This is a genomic window from Comamonas sp., from assembly GCF_036643215.1.
Lineage (GTDB): Bacteria > Pseudomonadota > Gammaproteobacteria > Burkholderiales > Burkholderiaceae_C > Comamonas.
Window position 1 is genome coordinate 1 of record NZ_JAVXSJ010000042.1, and the last position, 19,199, is coordinate 19,199.

At 61.2% G+C, this 19,199-nt stretch carries 16 protein-coding genes and 1 tRNA gene; 8 read left to right on the top strand and 9 right to left on the bottom strand.

Annotated elements, in window-relative coordinates:
- Both RSF91_RS18085 and RSF91_RS18090 read left to right on the top strand, forming a co-directional pair.
- The coding region (locus RSF91_RS18085; protein WP_332569719.1) for a hypothetical protein at positions 1-187 on the top strand (187 nt) is incomplete at its 5' end.
- Between the two features lie 2 nt (positions 188-189).
- Positions 190-285, top strand: a tRNA-Sec gene (locus RSF91_RS18090).
- Positions 286-310: 25 nt separating this feature from the next.
- Here RSF91_RS18090 and RSF91_RS18095 read toward each other — a convergent pair.
- Positions 311-1,999 carry a long-chain fatty acid--CoA ligase gene (locus tag RSF91_RS18095; RefSeq protein WP_332569720.1) on the bottom strand — a complete coding sequence of 563 codons (1,689 nt, stop codon included), beginning with the start codon at positions 1,997-1,999 and terminating at the stop codon, positions 311-313.
- Between the two features lie 178 nt (positions 2,000-2,177).
- On the opposite strand from RSF91_RS18095, the gene RSF91_RS18100 reads away from it, so the two are divergent.
- Entirely contained in the window at positions 2,178-2,690 is a 513-nt protein-coding gene (locus RSF91_RS18100) for a pyridoxamine 5'-phosphate oxidase (protein ID WP_332569721.1), read from the top strand.
- Here RSF91_RS18100 and RSF91_RS18105 read toward each other — a convergent pair.
- Together RSF91_RS18105 and hrpA are read right to left on the bottom strand one after the other, a co-directional pair.
- Positions 2,671-3,228: a hypothetical protein gene (locus RSF91_RS18105; RefSeq protein WP_332569722.1), complete on the bottom strand. Its 558-nt coding sequence runs from the start codon at positions 3,226-3,228 to the stop codon at positions 2,671-2,673. The genes RSF91_RS18100 and RSF91_RS18105 overlap by 20 nt on opposite strands.
- Before the next feature lie 19 nt (positions 3,229-3,247).
- On the bottom strand, positions 3,248-7,309 hold the full coding sequence (gene hrpA, locus RSF91_RS18110) for an ATP-dependent RNA helicase HrpA (protein WP_332569723.1): 4,062 nt from the start codon (positions 7,307-7,309) through the stop codon (positions 3,248-3,250).
- Positions 7,310-7,471: 162 nt separating this feature from the next.
- Here hrpA and RSF91_RS18115 point away from each other — a divergent pair, with 162 nt between their 5' ends.
- Positions 7,472-8,650, top strand: coding sequence for a metallophosphoesterase (locus RSF91_RS18115; protein WP_332569724.1), 1,179 nt, complete (start codon positions 7,472-7,474; stop codon positions 8,648-8,650).
- Positions 8,651-8,734: 84 nt separating this feature from the next.
- Here RSF91_RS18115 and RSF91_RS18120 read toward each other — a convergent pair whose 3' ends face one another.
- Positions 8,735-8,953 carry a hypothetical protein gene (locus RSF91_RS18120; protein WP_332569725.1) on the bottom strand — a complete coding sequence of 73 codons (219 nt, stop codon included), beginning with the start codon at positions 8,951-8,953 and terminating at the stop codon, positions 8,735-8,737.
- Positions 8,954-9,151: 198 nt separating this feature from the next.
- Between RSF91_RS18120 and RSF91_RS18125 the strand changes: the two genes are divergently transcribed.
- The 3 genes from RSF91_RS18125 to RSF91_RS18135 all read left to right on the top strand — a co-directional run bounded on the left by RSF91_RS18125 (position 9,152) and on the right by RSF91_RS18135 (position 12,555).
- Positions 9,152-10,003 (top strand): double zinc ribbon domain-containing protein, encoded by an 852-nt coding sequence (locus RSF91_RS18125; RefSeq protein WP_332569726.1) that lies wholly within the window; start codon positions 9,152-9,154, stop codon positions 10,001-10,003.
- A gap of 5 nt (positions 10,004-10,008) precedes the next feature.
- A complete protein-coding gene (locus tag RSF91_RS18130; protein ID WP_332569727.1) occupies positions 10,009-10,677 on the top strand; it encodes a hypothetical protein in 669 nt (222 codons plus the stop codon).
- 84 nt (positions 10,678-10,761) lie between these two features.
- Positions 10,762-12,555 (top strand): zinc ribbon domain-containing protein, encoded by a 1,794-nt coding sequence (locus tag RSF91_RS18135; protein WP_332569728.1) that lies wholly within the window; start codon positions 10,762-10,764, stop codon positions 12,553-12,555.
- Positions 12,556-12,618: 63 nt separating this feature from the next.
- On the opposite strand, the gene RSF91_RS18140 is transcribed toward RSF91_RS18135, so the two are convergent.
- Positions 12,619-13,836 carry an XAC2610-related protein gene (locus RSF91_RS18140; protein ID WP_332569729.1) on the bottom strand — a complete coding sequence of 406 codons (1,218 nt, stop codon included), beginning with the start codon at positions 13,834-13,836 and terminating at the stop codon, positions 12,619-12,621.
- 167 nt (positions 13,837-14,003) lie between these two features.
- Between RSF91_RS18140 and RSF91_RS18145 the strand changes: the two genes are divergently transcribed.
- A complete protein-coding gene (locus RSF91_RS18145; RefSeq protein ID WP_332569730.1) occupies positions 14,004-15,200 on the top strand; it encodes an MFS transporter in 1,197 nt (398 codons plus the stop codon).
- Positions 15,201-15,249: 49 nt separating this feature from the next.
- Here the strand turns inward: RSF91_RS18145 and RSF91_RS18150 are convergent, their stop codons facing one another.
- From RSF91_RS18150 to RSF91_RS18165, 4 genes are all read right to left on the bottom strand, one after another.
- The gene (locus RSF91_RS18150; RefSeq protein ID WP_442878891.1) at positions 15,250-16,338 is read right to left on the bottom strand and encodes an ABC transporter permease; all 1,089 of its coding nucleotides are present in this window, start codon (positions 16,336-16,338) and stop codon (positions 15,250-15,252) included.
- A gap of 57 nt (positions 16,339-16,395) precedes the next feature.
- A complete protein-coding gene (locus tag RSF91_RS18155; RefSeq protein WP_332569732.1) occupies positions 16,396-17,580 on the bottom strand; it encodes an ABC transporter permease in 1,185 nt (394 codons plus the stop codon).
- Entirely contained in the window at positions 17,577-18,629 is a 1,053-nt protein-coding gene (locus RSF91_RS18160) for an HlyD family secretion protein (protein WP_332569733.1), read from the bottom strand. The genes RSF91_RS18155 and RSF91_RS18160 overlap by 4 nt, the downstream gene beginning before the upstream one ends.
- A partial coding sequence (locus tag RSF91_RS18165; protein ID WP_332569734.1) for a TolC family protein occupies positions 18,626-19,199 on the bottom strand: 574 nt, incomplete at its 5' end. The genes RSF91_RS18165 and RSF91_RS18160, both read right to left, overlap by 4 nt.

The following is a 19,199-nucleotide window of genomic DNA, read 5'->3' on the forward strand; positions in this document are numbered from 1 at the left end:
TTGCTCATGCGGCGAGCCTAGCGGCTCGCGCAGACTGATTTATGCAACAACGCCCTATCAAATTGATAATGGATTTAAAGGCATGCAGCGCGGGGCTATGTCCACAAAGGTGTCAACAGCCATGCAATTGCTGGCTACAATGACTCCTCTATCTTCTACAAGAGTTGCGACTGCAACTCTTGTCTGAAAGGAAGGCAATCGTGCCCGGTGGCGCGGCCGGGCTTCAAACCCGGTGGGGGGCGTCAGCCGCTCCCGGGTTGGTTCGACTCCAGCTGCTTTCCGCCACTCCCCTTGCCTTCCCTCTCAGAATTCAAGCAGCCGCTTCCTGCTCCTGCAGCATTCGCCACATCACTTTGCCGCTGCCGCTCTTGGGCAACGCCTGCACAAATTGCACGATGCGCGGTGCCTTGTAGACGGCCATATTGTCGTGGCACCACTTCAGGATCTCTTCTGCCGTTGTGCCTTCATGACCTGCGCGCAGCACGACCACGGCTTTGACGGTTTCGCCACGGTACGCGTCTTTGGCAGAGATCACGCATGCTTCCTGAATGGAGGGGTGGCGAAACATCAGCGATTCGACCTCGGCAGGCCAGACCTTGAAGCCGCTGGCATTGATCATGCGTTTGAGTCGGTCGGTAATGAAGAAGTAGCCCTCCTCATCCACCCGCCCTAGATCGCCGGTGCGAAAGAATCGCTTGCCATCCAGCACCATGAAAGCATCTTCAGTGGCCTCTGGTCGCCGCCAGTAGCCCTCAAACACCTCTGGGCCGTTGACCACAATCTCGCCCGACTCGCCTTGGGCAACCTCTTCCAGCGTATCGGGACTGACCACGCGCGCGTCGGTGCTCATAAAAGGAATGCCCAGACATTGCTGCTTCGGATGATCGGGTGGGTTGCTGTGCGAAGGCGCTGAGGTCTCAGTCAGACCATAGCCTTCGCAGAAGCGCAAACCATATTGTTCCAGCAAGCGCTGAGCCACAGCCTGGGGCATTGCCGCACCGCCGCCGCCAATGTATTTGAGGCTGGAGAGGTCAAACGACGCAAAGTTGGGACTGGCCAGCAGGTCGATCACCATGGTCGGGATATTCGTCCAGCTGGTGACCTGATAGTGCGAGATCAGCCGGCCCGCCAGCTCGCGATCCCAGCGGGGCATGATGATCAGCGTGGCGCCCATGTAGATGGCGCTGTGCAGCACTGACACCATGCCCGTAATGTGGAACATAGGCACCACGCCCAGCATCACGCTTTCATGCGTGCCCGTGCCCCATAAAGTACCAGCCACGGAGTTGTGATTGATGCTGCGGTGCAAGTGCATGCAGCCCTTGGGCTGCCCCGTGGTGCCGCTGGTATAGGGCAGAATCGCCAGATCATCGCGCCCCACGGTATGCGGCGGCGCTGCATCAGCACAGGCCATCGCCTTCACCCAAGGGTGGACCGTTCCGTGATTCAACAGAGCCGCCTCGCGCTCGCCAAGCAGCCAGCTGCGCCAGGCCTCAGGTGGCGCATCCGGCCCCTGCACATCAGCATCAAAACCATCGGCAAACTGGGTGACAACCATGTGCTCCAGCGCATCGGCCTGCGGCAAGTCATTGCTGGCTTTGGCGAGCTCCAGCGCCAGATCCGCCGAGGTAATCGCCACCTTGGCACCTGAGTCTGTGATGTAGTGCTTGAGCTCCTCGGCCAGATTCATGGGATTGACCGGCACAACCACCGCATTGGCGCGCAAGATAGCGTAATGCGCCAGCACCAGCTGCGAGGTGTTTTGCATCAGCAAGATGACACGGTCACCTTTCTTAACGCCTAGGCTATGCAAATAAGCCGCCATGCGCTCCGTGCCGGCACACAGCTGCCCGTATGTGGTGGTGCGCCCCAGAAACACCAGCGCCGCCTTGTCCGGGTAGCGCTTGGCATTGATCGCCAGGTTCTCCCAAAGACTGGTGACGGGAACAGTGATGGAGTGAGGCAGGCGGGTGGGCCAGAAGGCGTAATGAGCAGGCATGAGTCAGTCATCCGTAATTGAAAAGCAGCGTGAGAAACACTTAGTCCCAAAAGACTAGTAGCCCGCAAGACTAGGCCGCACAGACTCATCCAGCATCCGGGATGCCCCCAAGAACCCGTCCCGCAGGTGACGTATGCACAGGCTTACGATTCAGCCCACCTTGGCTTAGCATCACGCCATGCCTCATGAATCCAGACTCCAGCAGTCGCTGCGCGAACTGCTCCTCACCCAGCGCACGGCGGCTCTGGCGGTGCAGCCGCTTGCTGATTTTTCAGCGTCTGCCCTGCCCGCACCCGGCCTGTCTTTTGTGCCCTGGGCGTGGTGCAGCGACTTTTCCTGCCTGGTCATTCATGTTAGCGGTCTGGCCAGCCACACCAGCGCCATGCAGGCACACCCTGCCATCAGCCTGATGATGATGGCCACTGAAGTGCCAGGCCAGGGCGTGCATGCGCTGGAGCGCATCAGCATTGCGGGCATCGCCTCTACGCCGCCCCGTGAAAGCGCTCTCTGGCAGGCGCTCAAGTCCAGTTACCTCGCCCGCTTTCCGGAAGCCGAAGCCATGACGATGCTGGGAGACTTTCGCTTCATATGCATCACGCCAAGTTCTGGCCGCCATGTGGCAGGCTTTGGCGCGGCGCGTGAAGTCTCGGATCAGGACCTGATTGCGGCATTTAACCCTGCGAGCCCGTGACTTCCGGGCCGCAGCTGGCATCTGCACCGGCAACAAATGTTCGCACCTGCTCCATGCAGGACATGGAGCCACCGGACACCACGGCCCGCACATAGTCTTCCCACATCTGGCCTTGCTGCTCGACCGATGCAGCTCGGAAAATCTCCAGCATGGCAACGCCATCATCGCTGGCGCAATAGGTGTAGGGGTCATGGCGCAGGCAAAGGGCCTTGGCATGCAGCAGCAAAGCCTTGCGCGTCACGGCCACGCCCTGCAGCCGCTGCCACTGGTGCAGCAACTCATGGGCAAAAACAGCTGCCACAGCGGGATGCTCCAGTTTCAAAGCCCGCTCAGGCTGACCCGCCTCGAAGAAGCTGCGCGGCAGATAGATGCGACCGCCGTTCATGGATAGCGCACGGCGCGTATCACCCAGACGCCGCAGATGCAGCCGTATGCGGGGCTGCAGAGACTGCAGCGAATGACCAAAATGGCGCAGCACAAATTCATGCTCCGGCGGCAGCAGGCTGCGACTCCAGAACATCAGGGTGTTGCTCTGCATCTCAAGCCGCCAGCAGGCATCACTGCTGCAGCTGCGCCCAGACCTTGTCCAGGCGCTTGCTGCTCACCGGATAAGGCGTGCGCAGCTCCTGCGCGAAGAAGCTCACGCGCAGCTCTTCCAGCATCCAGCGGTACTCCTGCATGCGCGCGTCCACAGCGCCCTTGCGCTCGGCCACCAGACGCCAGTAGCGCTGCTCCAGTGGCTGCAGCTCCTTGAGCTTGGCAGCATCGCGGGCTGGGTCGGCGCGGTATTTATCCAAGCGGACGGTGATGGCCTTGAGGTAACGGGCATAGTGGCCCAGCTGCGTCCACGGCGCGATGGCGATGAAGTTCTTGGGCATCAACTTCTGTAGCTGCTCGCCCGCGTCCTTCGTGGCTTCTGGCGCATTTTTCGTGTCTTTGATCTTGCGCTGTGCAGCAGCATATTCCAGCAAGATCACGCCGGACATACGCGCCACTTCGTTGGCGATCAGGGTCAGACGGCCTCGGCCATCCTGCACGCGCTGTTTAAAGTCGGCTTCGTTTGAAGGCAGCGGCTCTTGCAGGAAAGCGCGGTCAATGGCCACGTTGATGATCTGCTCGCGCAGCTCTTCCTGAGTGCCCAGCGGCATAAAGGCCACGGCCATCTTCTGCAGATCGGGAATATTCTTTTCAAGGTACTTGAGCGCATCGCGAATCTGCAGCGCAAACAGGCGGCGCAGGCCCACGCGATGCTTGGCGGCTGCGGCTTCGGGCTCGTCAAAAACTTCAATGCCGACCCCGTCGCCGTGATCGATCAGGGCCGGAAAGCCAATCAGCGTCGTGCCGCCCTTTTTGATTTCCATCAGCTCGGGCAGCTCGCCAAAGCTCCAGTCCTTGTAGCGTGCTTCATGCGACTGAGCAGGAGTCTTGCTGGCCTGATTGACGGCCTGCGCCTTCTCATTTTTAGGAGCTTCTTGCGCCTGAACTGTCTTGGTTTCAGCCTCTTTTCGGCCTGAATCGGCCTGTTGACCAACGGTAGCAGCTACTTTTAATGAAGCAAGTGCCTGAAACGCCCCACGCGCCTTAGCGCCCCACTCGGCCTTGAGCGCGCCCAGATTGCGGCTTTGGCCCAGCTGGCGACCATGCTCGTCGGTGATACGGAAGTTCATGAACAAATGCGGGCTCAGCATGTCGAGCTTAAAGTCCGCACGCTTGACGTCCAGCGATGTCTCGTCGCGCACCTGCTTGAGCAATGCGTCGATCAGCCCTCCCTGAGCCCAGCGCTCGCTCTGGGTGAACAGCTCGGCCAAGCGCGCAGCACTTTCGGGCAGCGGCACAAAGCGGCTGCGCGGTCGCTGCGGCAGGCTCTTGAGCAGCGCCTGAATTTTGTCTTTGAGCATGCCCGGCACCAGCCATTCGGCACGCTCGTCACTCACCTGGTTCAGCACAAACAACGGCACGGTGACGGTCACGCCATCGCGCGCATCGCCGGGGCTGTGCAGATAGGCGGCGGCGCAGTCCACGCCACCCAGCTTGACCAGTTTGGGGAAATTGTCAGTGGTGATGCCGGCAGCTTCATGGCGCATCAACTCGTCGCGCGACAGGCGCAGCAGATCGGGGTTGGCCTTGCTCTGGGCGCGGAACCATTGGTCAAACGTAGCGCCGCTGTAGACGTCTTTAGGCAGTTGCTGGTCGTAGAAGGCGAAGATCAGTTCGTCGTCCACCAGCACGTCTTGACGGCGGCTCTTGTGCTCCAGCTCTTCCACCTTGCGCATCAGCTTCAGGTTGGCGGGCAAGAAGTGCCACTTGGTTTCCCACTCCCCCTCCACCAGCGCCTGACGGATGAAGAGGTTACGTGCCTCGTGCGGGTCGATGCGGCCATAGCTCACGCGGCGGCCGTTGTAGACCACCAGCCCGTACAGCGTGGCGCGCTCCAGCGCCACCACATCGGCTTGTTTTTTGGACCAGTGCGGGTCCAGCATCTGCTTCTTTAAAAGATGACCGCCGACCTCTTCGAGCCACTGTGGCTCAATGGCTGCAATGCCTCGGCCATACAGGCGCGAGGTTTCGACCTGCTCGGCCGCCAGAATCCAGCGGCCGGGCTTCTTGCTCAGATGGGCGCCGGGGTGAGCGTGAAACTTGATTCCATGCGCACCCAGGTAAGTTTCGCTTTCCTCGGCCTTGTAGCCGATATTGCCCAACAGGCCCGCCAGCATGGAAAGGTGCAGCGCGTCGTAGCCAGCCGCCTCGTTATTGAGCAGCCATTTCTGCTCTTTCACCACCGTCATCAGCTGCGAATGGATATCGCGCCACTCGCGCACACGGCGAATGTTGATGAAGTTCTGGCGCAGCAACTGCTCCCACTGACGGTTGCTGATTTTGTGGCTGGCGGCTTGCTCCACTTCGGAGGGGTTGAACAGCGCCAGGCGCTCCTCGACCGTGCCTTCGACCTGCGCACCACTGCTGCGCTGGCTCACCGGCAAGAATGCCTGGCTGCGTGTACTCGGTCTGGATGCCGGAGCGTTTTGCGCCGCCATTTCCTTGCGCGACTGAGCCACCACCTTGCCGCCACGCGCATCTTGCAGCCATTTCCACAGGCGCAGATAACCGGTGAATTCGCTTTTTTCGTCGTCAAACTTGGCATGGGCCTGATCGGCCTGCTGCTGCGCTTCCATAGGCCGGTCGCGCACGTCTTGCACGGAAATGGCTGCGGCAATGATCAATACCTCGGCCAAGGCCTTGCGGTCACGCGCTTCCAAAATCATGCGCCCCACGCGCGGGTCCAGCGGCAGGCGTGACAGCTCCTTGCCCATAGCCAGCAGGTTGCCACGGTCGTCCACCGCGCCCAGCTCGGCCAGCAGCTGGTAGCCGTCGGCAATGGCGCGGCCCGAAGGCGCTTCCAGAAACGGGAAGTTCACCACATCGCCCAGGCCCAGCGACTTCATGCGCAAGATCACACCGGCCAGCGAAGAACGCAGAATTTCCGGGTCCGTGAACTTGTCGCGGCTGGTAAAGCTCACCTCGTCATACAGGCGAATACAGATACCGTTGGCCACACGGCCGCATCGGCCGGCGCGCTGGTTAGCAGCGGCCTGCGAGATAGGCTCGACCAGCAGTTGCTCCACCTTGCTACGAAAAGAATATCGCTTTACGCGCGCAGTACCTGCGTCAATCACGTATCGGATGCCGGGAACCGTGAGCGAGGTTTCGGCGACGTTGGTCGCCAGCACAATGCGCCGACCTGTGTGGCCGTCAAAAATTCTGTCCTGCTCGGCTTGCGACAGGCGCGAGAACAGCGGCAGCACCTCGGCATTGCGCAACACAGGCGAATGCTGCAAGTGCTTGCGCAGATGGTCAGCGGCTTCGCGAATTTCGCGCTCGCCAGGCAGGAAGATCAGAATGTCCCCGCCCTTGCCGCCTTGCCAGAGCTCGTCCACGCCATCGGCAATGGCGTCGTTCAAATCCTTGTCTTTTTCGCCTTCAAACGGGCGGTAGCGCATCTCCACCGGGTAGGTGCGACCGGAGACCATGATGACGGGCGCAGGGCCGTCTTTGTTTTCAAAGTGCTTGGCAAAGCGGTCGGCATCGATGGTGGCCGATGTCACCACCACTTTCAGATCAGGGCGCTTGGGCAAAATTTGGCGCAGATAGCCCAGCAAAAAGTCGATGTTCAGGCTGCGTTCATGCGCCTCGTCGATGATGAGCGTGTCGTAGGCTTTGAGCAGCGGATCGGTCTGGGTCTCGGCCAGCAAGATGCCGTCGGTCATCAACTTGACGGAAGCGCCTTTTTGCAGCGTGTCCTGAAAACGCACCTTATAGCCCACCACCTCGCCTTGCGGCGTGTTCAGCTCTTCGGCAATGCGCTTGGCCACCGATGAGGCCGCAATCCGGCGCGGCTGGGTGTGGCCGATGAGGTGGCCGCGCACCTGCCCATTCGCATCCGGCGTGGCGTTGATCTTGCCGCGCCCCAGCGCCAGCGCAATCTTGGGCAACTGCGTGGTCTTGCCCGAGCCCGTCTCACCACAGACGATGATGACCTGGTGGCGGTCCATGGCCTCCATGATTTCCTGGCGACGGCCAGATACGGGGAGCGACTCGGGGAAGGTGATCTTCAAAGGCATAAGGGCTGAGATTATCCCCGCCCTTGGCCACTCGTGTGCGCAGATGGCAAATGCGGCAGCCGTTCATTTCAGCCCGCCGCAGGCCAGGGCACAGCAAGCCCATTCATGGGCTTTGAGCCTTCGCTTGCTATGCTCGCGGCAATTTAAGCCTTCCCATTGCTCATGGTTTCGACTGCATCCTTCGTTATTCCGCTGCTGGCCCTCTGGATCTGGTGGCCCATCTCCAGCCTCACCGGAACCTCGCGCCTGGCACGCTTGCTGGCGGCGCTGGTCACCACCGCACTGGGTATTTTCCCGGCGCTGCTGCTGTATGCGGTGCAGACCAATGCTCTGCCCTACTCTTTGATTGCACAGCTGCAAGTGCCCGGCGGCTGGGTTCTGGCCACCTTGCTGATGCTCGCCGTTTTTGTCGTGCTGCGCGATCTGCTCTGGCTACTCGCTGCGCTCTCAGGCCGTCAGGGCGTGGCGCAGCTCATTCATATTCCTGCCATCACCGTCGGTGCACTCGTCGTGGCCGGGGGACTGAGCGCCATTGGCGTCTTCAATGCGCTGCAGCCGCCCAGAGTGATTGAGCAGCCGCTGGTTGTCAGGCACCTGCCCCCCGCGCTGGAAGGCCTGCGCATTGCCGTGCTGGCCGATATTCATGCCAGCCCCGTCAACGATGCACGCTATGTCAAAACCATTGTGGATCGCACCATGGGCGCCGCGCCCGACCTGATCGTTCTGCCGGGCGATCTGGTGGATGGCGACGCGGCCAGCGGCCGCGCCCATGTGGCGCCACTGGCCAGGCTCAGCGCCCGCTACGGCGTGTGGGCCGCGCCGGGCAATCATGAGTACTACAGCGGCTACAACAGCTGGATGGCCGAGTTTCGCAGCCTGGGCCTGAACCTGCTGGAAAACCGCATGCAGGTCATCAACATCAAGGGCAGCAAGCTGGCGCTCTCCGGCATTGGCGACCCGGTCTATGGCCGCACCTCGCCCAATAACGCCAACCCGAATGTGCCCGAAGGCATTCCCCCCGATGTGGATGCCGTGGCCAAGCAAGCCCGCAAGGCCGGTGCACAGTTTCATATTCTGCTGGCGCATCAGCCCAAGTTCGCTCGTCTGAATGCGACAAAGGGCGTGAACCTGCAAATCTCCGGCCACACGCATGGCGGTCTGATTGCAGGACTGGATCAATGGGTGGTCGCCCCCGTCAACAACGGCTTTGTGCGCGGCGAGTATGAGATTGGCAATATGAAGCTGTTCGTCAGCAGCGGCGCAGGACTATGGGCCGGTTTTGCCGTACGCCTGGGAGTGCTGCCACGCATTGAGGTTCTGACACTGACTGCCGAGAAATAAAAACCGGCCTTGGTTTTCTCCAGAAAACTGCAATAACCAAGGCCGCTATTACCCTCGCATTTTTACAACGCAAAACACTATCGACTATTTGAAACGTTTTGCCTGAATCAAACACTTCTCAAGTTCAAAGTTTTTTGGATTTTTTTCTAACAAAAAATAAGAAGAATTCAAAATTTCTTTAAACATCATCAACTTAGACAAACCCATTACTTTCGAAATTTCAAAGATAGAATCAAAAAACGGGGGCAATTCAAAACCATTCACTGACAAAAAGCTGTCACACTCACTTTGATGCACAGCCAAGTCGCCTCCGTAGTTGGGCACCCGCCAATGCACAGCTAAGATACAAAGCAGCTATCAAAGCCGTAATCACCACTGGTGCACTGAAACCATTGCCTGAGCAAGCGTGATGCGGCAGCACATATTCATTCAGGGCGATGCCAGCAGCAGTAATACGGCTGAGCAGCCAATGCCCGCAACCTATTTCATCGATTGCAGACAATGAATTGTTCACAATGCAGCAATCCGCTGACACCCAATGCCAAGTTCTGCAAGAACTGCGGCGCCAGACAAGAGACTCCAGCGGCAGAAACCGCCCCCATTGAGAAAATCTGCGGCCACTGTCAGGCAGTGTGTAAGCCACAGGCCAAGTTCTGCCCCAAATGCGGCACGGTTTTTGATGCAGCTGCAGTGGCGACTCCTGACACTGTTGCTTCTCCCATTCTTCCATCTATTGCCGCGACTACGCCAGCCGTCTCAGCCATGGCAGCAGTGACTGCAGCTTCTGATGCGCCTGCTGCGTCTATTGCACGTACAGAGCCGCCCCTGATTGAGCCCATGGATTGGGCGGCCGCACCGCCTGCAGCAATCAATGCGCCGGTATTTCCTGAGCGCCATGACATCCCTCCGGCCTTCCCACAAGAGCCAGTGCCCAGCAGCAAGGCATGGATCAAATGGGCCGTGCTGGCCCTGATCACGGCAGCCGTCGCAGGCGGCGTGCTGATGGCCAACAACATGAAGGCACTCAGCGGTGCGAACAGCACGCCTGCCGCATCGCAGGCGGGCAAGGATTCGGTGTCACCCGAAGACAAAGCCAAGGCCGATGCACTGGTAGGCCCGCAAGGAGGCAATGCCGTCGCAGTACCCGCCTCGCCGCTGAATGACCCGTCCAGCGTCACCATTGCTCCGCCACCTGTCATCAATCCAGCTCCAGCGGCTCCTGCCATCAACACAGGCCCTGAGCTGGCACCACCACCAGCAGCACCTGCAGCCGCTCCTAACAAGCCTGCCCCTGTGAAAGTGCAACCCGCCAAGAAAAGTGGCGCCCCTTCGCTGGATGACCTGCTGGATTGAACCTCATGAAAATTGCAAAACTCACTCTCATCGCCTGCGCCGCCACCATTCTCAGCGGCTGCGCCACTCTGGAAGAAGCCTCTACCTCGCTGAGCTGCATGCTCTCACGCGTGACCAACGTGGCTGACCCTAGCTGCGGCACGGGCGGTGGCTCATCTGCTCCGGCAACCACCATGTCCGGCGGCCACAGCGAGCGCTTCTCTCGCCTTCAAGCCGCGCTGAATCAAGAAACTCAGCATGCGCAAAGCATTCAGGCACAGGCCGTGCAAGCCATGCAATCGCTACCCGTCAAGCAGCGCGCCGTGGCTGGGCCTGTGCTGACACAGCCCGTGCCTATTGCTGATGCGCAAAGCGGCCAGACACTGCAGATGCGCGCCTTCTCTTCTGTGAGCGTGGAAATGCCGCTGGCCGCCAAGGGCCGCAAGGAATACACCCGCGCCATGGATCTGCTCAAAGAGCTGGCCAATGAACTGGCCGACAACCGCGGCGCAGCCAGCATTGTGGTTGACCAAGCCGATGCCGATGTGAAGGCCGGACGCGTGAACACCGCCACAGGCACCACCCAGTCCAAGGGCGGCAAGCCCGTGTCGGTCATCAAGCGAATTGATGCCGGAGTACCTAGCGGTGTGGAGCGCTACACCATCGAAGCAGGGGCGATTCGCGGCAAGCTTTAAGCATAAGCGCCGCCTGAGCGGCGCACCCAAGGCCTGCGGTCACATCCACGGGCTCAACGATCCATCAACAAGACAGGACGCTACATGAGAGAGCAATCACTGGGAGATATTCGTTTCGGCACCCTTGCCAGAGCCGCAGAAGGGCTGACTCAGTGGCGACCACTGCTCATGAGCTTTCTGACACTGCTGGTCTTTAGCCTGCTGGTCGCTCTTGGTGCATCGATGCTCACCAAAACCGTTTTTCTCTCCGGCATCATCATGCTCATCGCTCTGATAGCGCTGATGGCTGGCTCATCGGCTGTTGGCATCATGCTGATGGACAAGGCAAAAAATGAACCGATTCGCTCTTTTGCAGCGGCCGCTTCTGCCGGTCTGCTGTGCCTGCCCAAATTCATTCTGGTTGGCCTGATCGTATTTGCGGCCACCCTAGCTTATGGGTTGGTCGCCGCCATCATTTACTTTGTCTGCAAGATTCCGTTTCTTGGCGGCATTGTGGCCTTTGTGGCCCACCCTATTCTGGTTCTTGTCGCGGCCGCTTTGCTGATCGCCATGATCTGGGTCATCGGCCCGCTGATGGGCCCGGCTCTGTGGAGCGGCCTGTCCGTCAAGGCGGCTCTGGCCAACGTTTTGAGTATTGCCCGCAAGCGCCTGATTGAAGTGGTGCTGATGGAAGTGGTGCTCTACATCATCCTCACCCTGATTTGCGTGATGCTGTTTGCAGGCCTGGTGCCAGCCACCATGTCGCTGACAGCCATGGCCATGGGCATTACCTCCAACGCAAGCAGCATGGGCGGATTTGGCGGCGGTATGGGCGGCATGGGCGGCTATGGCATGGGCAGCAGCATGATGGGCATGATGATGGGCAGCGGCGCCAGCACAGGCCTGATCTCGGGCCTGGGGGTACTGTTCGCCGTGATTGGCGCCTTGCTCGCCCAAGTCGCCGTAATGGGCATGAACCTGATCTATCTGCAAGCCCGCGAAAGCGTGGACCCGACAGAAGCCGAAGACGCACTCGACGGCCTGATTGGCGATGTACGCAAAAAGGCCGAAGAAGCCAAGGCACACACCATGGCAGCCGCTGAACGCACCATGGCCGCTGCAGAGCGTGCCAAACAAGCGGCGTCAGATCGCCTGCAAGAAGCTTCTGCCAAAAATGCAACGGCTAGTACTGCAGCCGATACCACAGTGAATGCTGAACCAGTGGCCCCAACAGCTTCGCCTGCCCCCACCACTGCAGCAACCGCAGCCACCGGTACTGCAGCTGTTGCCGCTGCAGGCTTTGCCGCTACGGCATCAGACCAGGCCTTGGCCGATCAACAAGCGCAAGACCGCGCAGCAGCCGCTGCGGCTGCAGAAGCCCACGCCCGCCAAGCCGCTGAAGAAGAAGCGGCGCGACTGCGCACCGAAGCCGAAGTGGCCCGTGTACGCGCCGACGCGGAAGCCGCTCGTCTGAAGGCTGAAGCAGAAGCCCAGGCACAAGCCCAGCTGCAAGCTCAGCAAGCCCAGGCCGAGCGCGCAGCCCAGGAACGTGCTGAAGCCCAAGCGGCTGAAGCGGCCCGCCAGCGTGCGCAAGCCGAAGCCGCTGAACGCGCAGCAGCCGCGCAAGCAGCACAGGCCGCCGAAGAAGCTCGCAAGAAGGCCGATGCGGCACGCCGCGCAAGCGAGCTGCAGGCCCAGCACGAAGCAGAAAAACATGAGGCTGAGCGCCAAGAAGCCGCTGCGCGTGAAGCAGCCCGTGTCAAAGCTGAAGCTCAGGCACAAGCTCAGGCCGAGGAAAAAGCCCGTCAAAGCCAGGCGTTGACCCACTGCCCAGCCTGCAAAGCCTCCATCGCGCCAGATGATGTGTTCTGCGGGGAATGTGGCCACAAGCTGAAATAACCCAGCAAGGTAACAAAAAAGGCATCCATCTTGGATGCCTTTTTTACGAACGGCTCGCTAGAACTACGGCTTCTCCGTCTCGCAAAGCTCTTCGGCATTTTCCGTCAATTTCACGCGTACTAGCTTGCGTGCATCGGCATCAAACACCATCAAATCCGGGCAGTAACGCGGCCCTTTCGGCGTGTTTACCTGCTCGTAGCTGGCCCCATAGGCCTTGAGCACCCGAGGGGGCTTGCCCTCCTCAGGCTCAGCCAGCACCTGCAGCTGGTTCTGCATCATGGTCTCTGCAGGGTTCGCCTCACACCAGTCGCCACTGGGTTCGCGCCCCAGACTCAGGCCATCGGCTCTCTGGTACAGGCCTGTGGGCCAGCGAATCTGGCCCTGCCCATATTGCGGCATTTGGTAGCAAGCCATGAGCTTTCCGCCCTTGCGCACCGGCAGCATATAGCTCTCGGCCTGGGCTACCCGCACCAACCCCTGTGGCTTCCAGGCATAAATATCCACACCATGGCTGCAGCAACTGGCACGCCATTCGCTGTAGATACGCTGGGCCTTGGCATCAAACACAGGGGATGTGATGTCCTGCAAAGCCTGCGGACCCAGCACAAACTGCTTTTTGACGGGGTCATAAAGCCAGGTCGTATTCGGAATATTCGGGCCTGCAGGCAATTGCTGCGCCTGCGTGAGATCGGGCCAGCCATCAAAATTGGCATCTACCCAGCGTGGCTGCACCAGCCAGCAACTGCCTTGCGCATCGGTGGGTAGCTTTTGCTTCAAGTGCCCCTGCTCGTACACATGGATGGCTGAAACATCCAACTCCGTGAGCTGACCGCAATCGGCCAGTGAGCGAATGGACTGATTCAACATCAGCCGCAATTCATAGCGCGTGGCATGGGCAAACGCAGGCGGCTGCAGCGCCAGATCCACAGGCCAGCGCCGCTTGCCATTCATGGACTGCCACTGCCCCTGCAAACGCGTGGGTGGCATGCCGAAAAAGGCAGCCAGAATCAAGCGCCCCGTGGGTTTCGCATCGCTGCTGCCCGTCATCGGTGTTTCGGTCAGCTGGCCATTGGCCGAGCCCTCCAAGTCAATCATCGCGCCGGGACGGTTGCAGGGCTCATAGCAATAACTGCCGCCCACCGCACCATCCAGCCGCCACAGCTCAAGCTGCACCGCCTTGCCTGCCAGAGTGCCGCGATAGCTGCCCGACCAGACGGGTGCCTCGTGGATAGTGGGGTCAGCCTCCTGCTCCTGCTTCTCCGCTTGGGCAGGAAAACACAAAACGCTCAAGGCGACCCCAATGCTGCACAACGAAAATTTCAAATACGTCGAAGACATAGGTACCTGCATCATCAATCTATTATTCGCATGTCAATCGGTTGTGCGCCGTCAATTTGAATACGGCAAGATGTCATTCAGGCTTCTAGCATCCACAGCCCCAACGATTTATGCAATCAGACAAAAGCACACAAAAAAATCGCAACATGGGCCTGCTGGTCGCAGCCCAATCTCTGGGGGGTGCCTCGCCGCCCATCATCATCTCGCTGGGCGGGCTGGTGGGGCAGCAGCTGTCGAGCAATCCGACGGCCTCCACCTTGCCGGTGAGCATTTATCAGCTGGGTCTGGCGCTCTCCACCCTGCCTGCGGCCTGGATCATGAACCGCATGGGCCGCCGCGCTGCCTATGTGCAGGGGGCCATTCTGGGCGTGATCTCGGGCGTGGTCGCTGCGCAAGGCATTGCGCACAGCAACTTCATCACCTTTTGCATCGGCACGGCGCTGGCCGGTTTTTATGCAGCCTGCGTGCAGAGCTATCGCTTTGCTGCCACCGATATGGTGAGCGAGCCATCGCAGCAGGCCAAGGCCATTTCACGCGTGATGATTGGCGGGCTGATCGCCGCCATCATCGGGCCGCAGGTGGTGATCTGGACCCGCGATCTGCAACCGGCCACGCCGTTTGCCGGCAGCTTTTACAGCCAGGCCTTTCTGGCCCTGCTGGCCCTGCCCTTGTTGATGTCGCTGCGCTTGCCGCCGCCCCAGGCCAAGGTCGTCACCGGCGAAGCCAGGCCGCTGGGCGAGATTGCCCGCACGCCGCAGTTCATCGTGGCCTGTGCGGCCGGCGTGGTCAGCTATGGGTTGATGGCATTTTTGATGACGGCTGCGCCCATGGCCATGGTGGGCTGCGGCCACAGCGTGGGCGAGGCGGCCATGGGCATTCAATGGCATGTGCTGGCCATGTTTGCGCCCAGCTTTTTCACCGGCCGCCTGATTGCACGCTTTGGCAAACGCTGCATCACCGCCTTGGGACTGCTGATGATTGGCGCAGCGGGAGCGCTGGCTTTGATGGGCCTGGAAATCTTCCATTTCTGGGGCTCGCTGATCATGCTGGGCGTGGGCTGGAACTTCGGCTTCATTGGCGCCACCGCCATGTTGACCGAGTGCTACCGCCCGGCAGAACGGGCCAAGGTGCAGGCGCTTAACGATTTTCTGGTCTTCGGCACGGTGGCCGTGGCCTCTTTCGGTTCAGGCCAGTTGCTGCACACTGCCGGCTGGAACGGCATCAACATCGGCATGCTGCCGCTAGTGGCCGTGGTGCTGGTGCTGCTGGGCCTGCAAGCCCAGCGACAAAAGGCAAGAACCGTCTAAAACCATAGCTGCATGCGCTTATCCGGCGTAGGCTGCATGCCGATTTAACTCATTTTTGCTCATCGGACGGCCGCGCTCCCAGCCAGAGCACGGCCAGCCAAGTGAGCAATGCCATGCTGGCCAGCCAGGCCAGTTGCGACAAGCCTGCCCACAAGGGCGCACCCAGCTGATTGAAACGCAGCGAGGCCTCTATCCCCGCCGTGCTTGGCGAAAGCCAGCGCAGCCACTGCAGCGGCTCGGGCAAGGCCTCGACCGGCCAGGTGAAGCCCCCCAGAAATGCCAAGGGAATCGAAGTGAACAAGGCCAGCTGCAAGGCCCGCTCGCGGTCGGCCAGCCACCAGCCCAGTAGGCTGGCACAGCCCACCACCGCAGGCACATAGCAGGCCAGCAAAGCAAGAGCACCCCAGGGGTTGCCGCCATGCGGAAAGTCCTGCCAGACAAAGATCCAGCCAAAGTAAAACAGCCCCGCCAGCCAGCCCGGCACACACAGCGCCAGCAGCCGCGCCAGCCATTGACGCGCACTGACACGGTCAGCGCCTTGTTCACGCCAGGTTCCCACCAGCAGCGCGCAGCCCATCAACAAGGTTTGCTGCAGGATCAGCACGGCCACGGCCGCCACCACAAAGCTGCCATAGCCTTCCGTAGGGTTGAACAAGGCCACGGCCTGCGAATTCACGGGAGAACGGGCCACTGCCGCCTGTGGTGCGCTTTGCCCGCCCGCTTCCAGTCGCTTGATTTCCACGCCTGCAGACACGGTGCCGAAAGCCTCGGCAAAGCCGTATTGCACCTGCTTGCTCACCAGCGGATAAGCGCCATTGGCATAAACGGGCACAACCACATTCGCGCGGCGCAACACATCGCGCTTGAGATCGCGCGGCAGCAATGCATAGCCCATCACCTCACCGCGCAGCAGGGCTAGGCGGGCCTCGCCCTCATCGGCCGTCACCAGTTGCGGATCAATGCGGGGACTGGCCTGGGCAAAGCGCAGCATTTGCCTCTCCAGGCTGGAGTTGTCCTGCATCACGACGGCGACGGGCACGCGCTGCACCACTTGCGTGCTGTAGAACCAGGGATAGAAAAAGCCATAAAGCACCGGTGCGCCCACCAGCAGCAAAAGCGCGCCCTTGTCGCGCAGCATGACAATCAGGCTATCCAGCCAGAGCCTGAAAAAGCCGGCATCGGAACGGTCCATGACTCAGCGCCCTCCCCATTTTTCGGGCCGGCCCAGACCGCGCAACAAACCCGCCGAGGCCAGCGCCAGCAACACCAGCGCAGCCAGCAGCAGGCCTGCAACCACGGGCAGGGTCTGCACCACGGGTGCGCCCATCTGCCACTGCTCGATTTGCAGCCTGGCGTAATGGGTGTAGGGCATGGCCAGCGCCCAGCCCCTGGCACTGTCCGTCATCGCCAGCAAGGGAAAGCCAACGCCGCTGAACGCAAACGCAGGAGCCGACAGCAGGCCCGTACCCGACAACGCCATGCGCAGCGACAGCGTGATGCCCGACAGCGCGGCACCAGCCGCCAGACTCACAGCCACCAGCGCGGCCAAACCCACGGCAATCCAGCCGGTGCTGCCCGCAATCGTCCAGCCCCGCAGTTGCGCCAGATACAGCAAAGCCGCCATGCCGCAGCCCCACAGCAGCAGCGCAGGCAGCAGCAGCTTTCCCAGCAGCGCCGCCGCCGCCGAAGCCATGCCGGCAGACCGGCCACCGGGGCTCAACCAGCCACCCAGCGTGCGTTCACGCAGCTCGCGCCCCACAGACCATGCGCCGGCCGTCATGGCCAGAATATGAATCAGCGCAGGAACCAGGGCAGCGGCCAGAAACTGCTCGTAATTGGTGGAGACATTGAACAGCGCCACCAACTGGGTCTTGATGGGCTCCATCTGCACCTGCAGCACCTGGTGTGGCGAGCCGCGCTTGGCCGCCGTCTGCATTTCCACGCCGGCCGACAGCGTGCCGACCACCTGTTTCAAGTCACGCTGCAGCAGGCTGGATGCCGTGGCCAGCTGCGCGTTATGCAGCAGAGTCACCGCGCCACCACGGCCCTGCTTGACATGGGTTTCAAAATCGGGCGGGATATGCACCACGCCATAGACCTCCATGCGCAGCAGCGCGTCCGCCGCCTCACCCTGATTCAGTACGGTCTGACGCACTTCCAGCCCCGGCGTGGCTTGCAGCATGCGCACCAGCTGGCGCGACAGCGCAGAGTGGTCTTCGCTCCAGACAGCAATCGGCAAGCGATAGGGCTGGCCTGCCGAAAAAATCCAGCACATCAGCGCCAGCGTCAGGAGGGGCACCCAGCTGACCATGGCCCAGTCCCAGGGGCTGGCTCTGAGCCGACCCCATTCGCGGCGCAAGCTGGTGGCAAAAACGCTCACGCACCGGCTCCGGCTTTGCTTTCGACGATCACGCTCATGCCAGGGCGCGCGCCCTCAATGGGCTTTACGGGCTTGGCTTTCACCTCAAAGGTGCGCGCATCGAAACCCTGGCTGCCACGCGTGGTGCGCCAGGTGGCAAAGTCGGGCAGCACGCCGAGAAAGCTCACCTCGAACTCGGCCTGCCGGTCTCCCAACGCTGGCAGCCTGCCGGTAAAGCGGCTTTTCATGGCGAAGCGCTGCAACTGGTCTTCCCGCACATTGAGCACCACCCACTGATCGCTCAGATCCACCACCGTCACCACCGCCACACCCTGGGGCGACAGCTCGCCCGGCTTGGCCAGCACATTCGCCACTTCGCCGCCCACGGGGCTGCGCAGCTGCGTCTCGGCTTCGGCGGCCTTGACCTCGGCCACCACACCATCGACCTGGCGCACTTGCGCGGCCGCTGCGCTCTTGTCTTCCTTGCGCGCACCGCTGGCAGCCATGTCGTACTGGGCCTTGGCAGCGCGCGCCTGGGCATCCGAGGCGCGCCAGTTGGTCTGCGCCTCGTCGCGCTTCTGGGCAGAGACCAGACCTTGATTGAACAGGCTTTGCACCCGGTCATACGAAGTCTTGGCCAGATCAGCCGCCGCCTGGGCGCGCTCCCAGCTCAGGCGTGCCATCTGCACTTCTTCGGGACGCGCGCCATTGCTGGCCTTGGCGGCCACGGCCTGGGCCGCATCGCGGGCCGCCTGAGCCTGGGCCAGCTTGGCCTGCACTTCGGGACTGTCCATTTCCACCAGCAAGTCGCCCGGCTGAATACGGTGCCCCTCGGTCACAAGCACTTTCGAGATACGGGCCGTCACCTTGGGGGCGATATCGGTTTCACGCGCCTCCATCTGCCCCTGAAAGAAAGGCGCTGGAGGCTGGGCGGAGCGCCAGAAACCCCAGACGATAAAGAGCAGCACCGCAGCCACGACGAGCAGTACCACGACCGGAAGGCGTCTGGCCTTCTGAGCTGCGGGGCTGGAATCAGGGCCGGATGGCGGAGTCTGTACAGATGTATTCATGGTGCGTCTTGGGTGATCTTGATATCGGCACGGGCCATATAGCGGCTGAACTCATCGCTCTGCCCTGTGCTCTCAAGCAGGGCGGCCAGGGCCTGGACATACTGGTTGGCAACCGCAGCACGCTCGGTCTGCACCTTGGCCAGGTTGAGCTGGGCGTCGATCAAGTCCAGTGTGGTGCTCGTGCCTTCTTTGAGTCCCGCCTGACGCAGTCGCAACAGTTCCCGGGCCAGATTTTCCTGCGCCTGACCTGACAGATACTGGCTGCGCGACTGCTCCACAGCCAGCCAATTCTTCTCGACCAGCAAGCCGATGTCGGAGCGCACCTGGGCATCGGTCAACTCGGCCTGCTCCACTTTGCGCTGGCCTGCTGCCGAAAGCTTGTCGCGGTCGATGCTGTCCCACAGCGCCCAGCGCACCGCCACACCAGCCACCCAGTTGGGCTTGCCCGAGGTATTGACCTCGCGCAGGCCAAAGGCCAGCACCTGCGGCTTGTGCAGCGCCTCGGAGGCATCGTGCAGGGATTCGGCCTGGCGGCGCTTGGCCGCGACCTTGCTCAGGCCGGGGTGACGA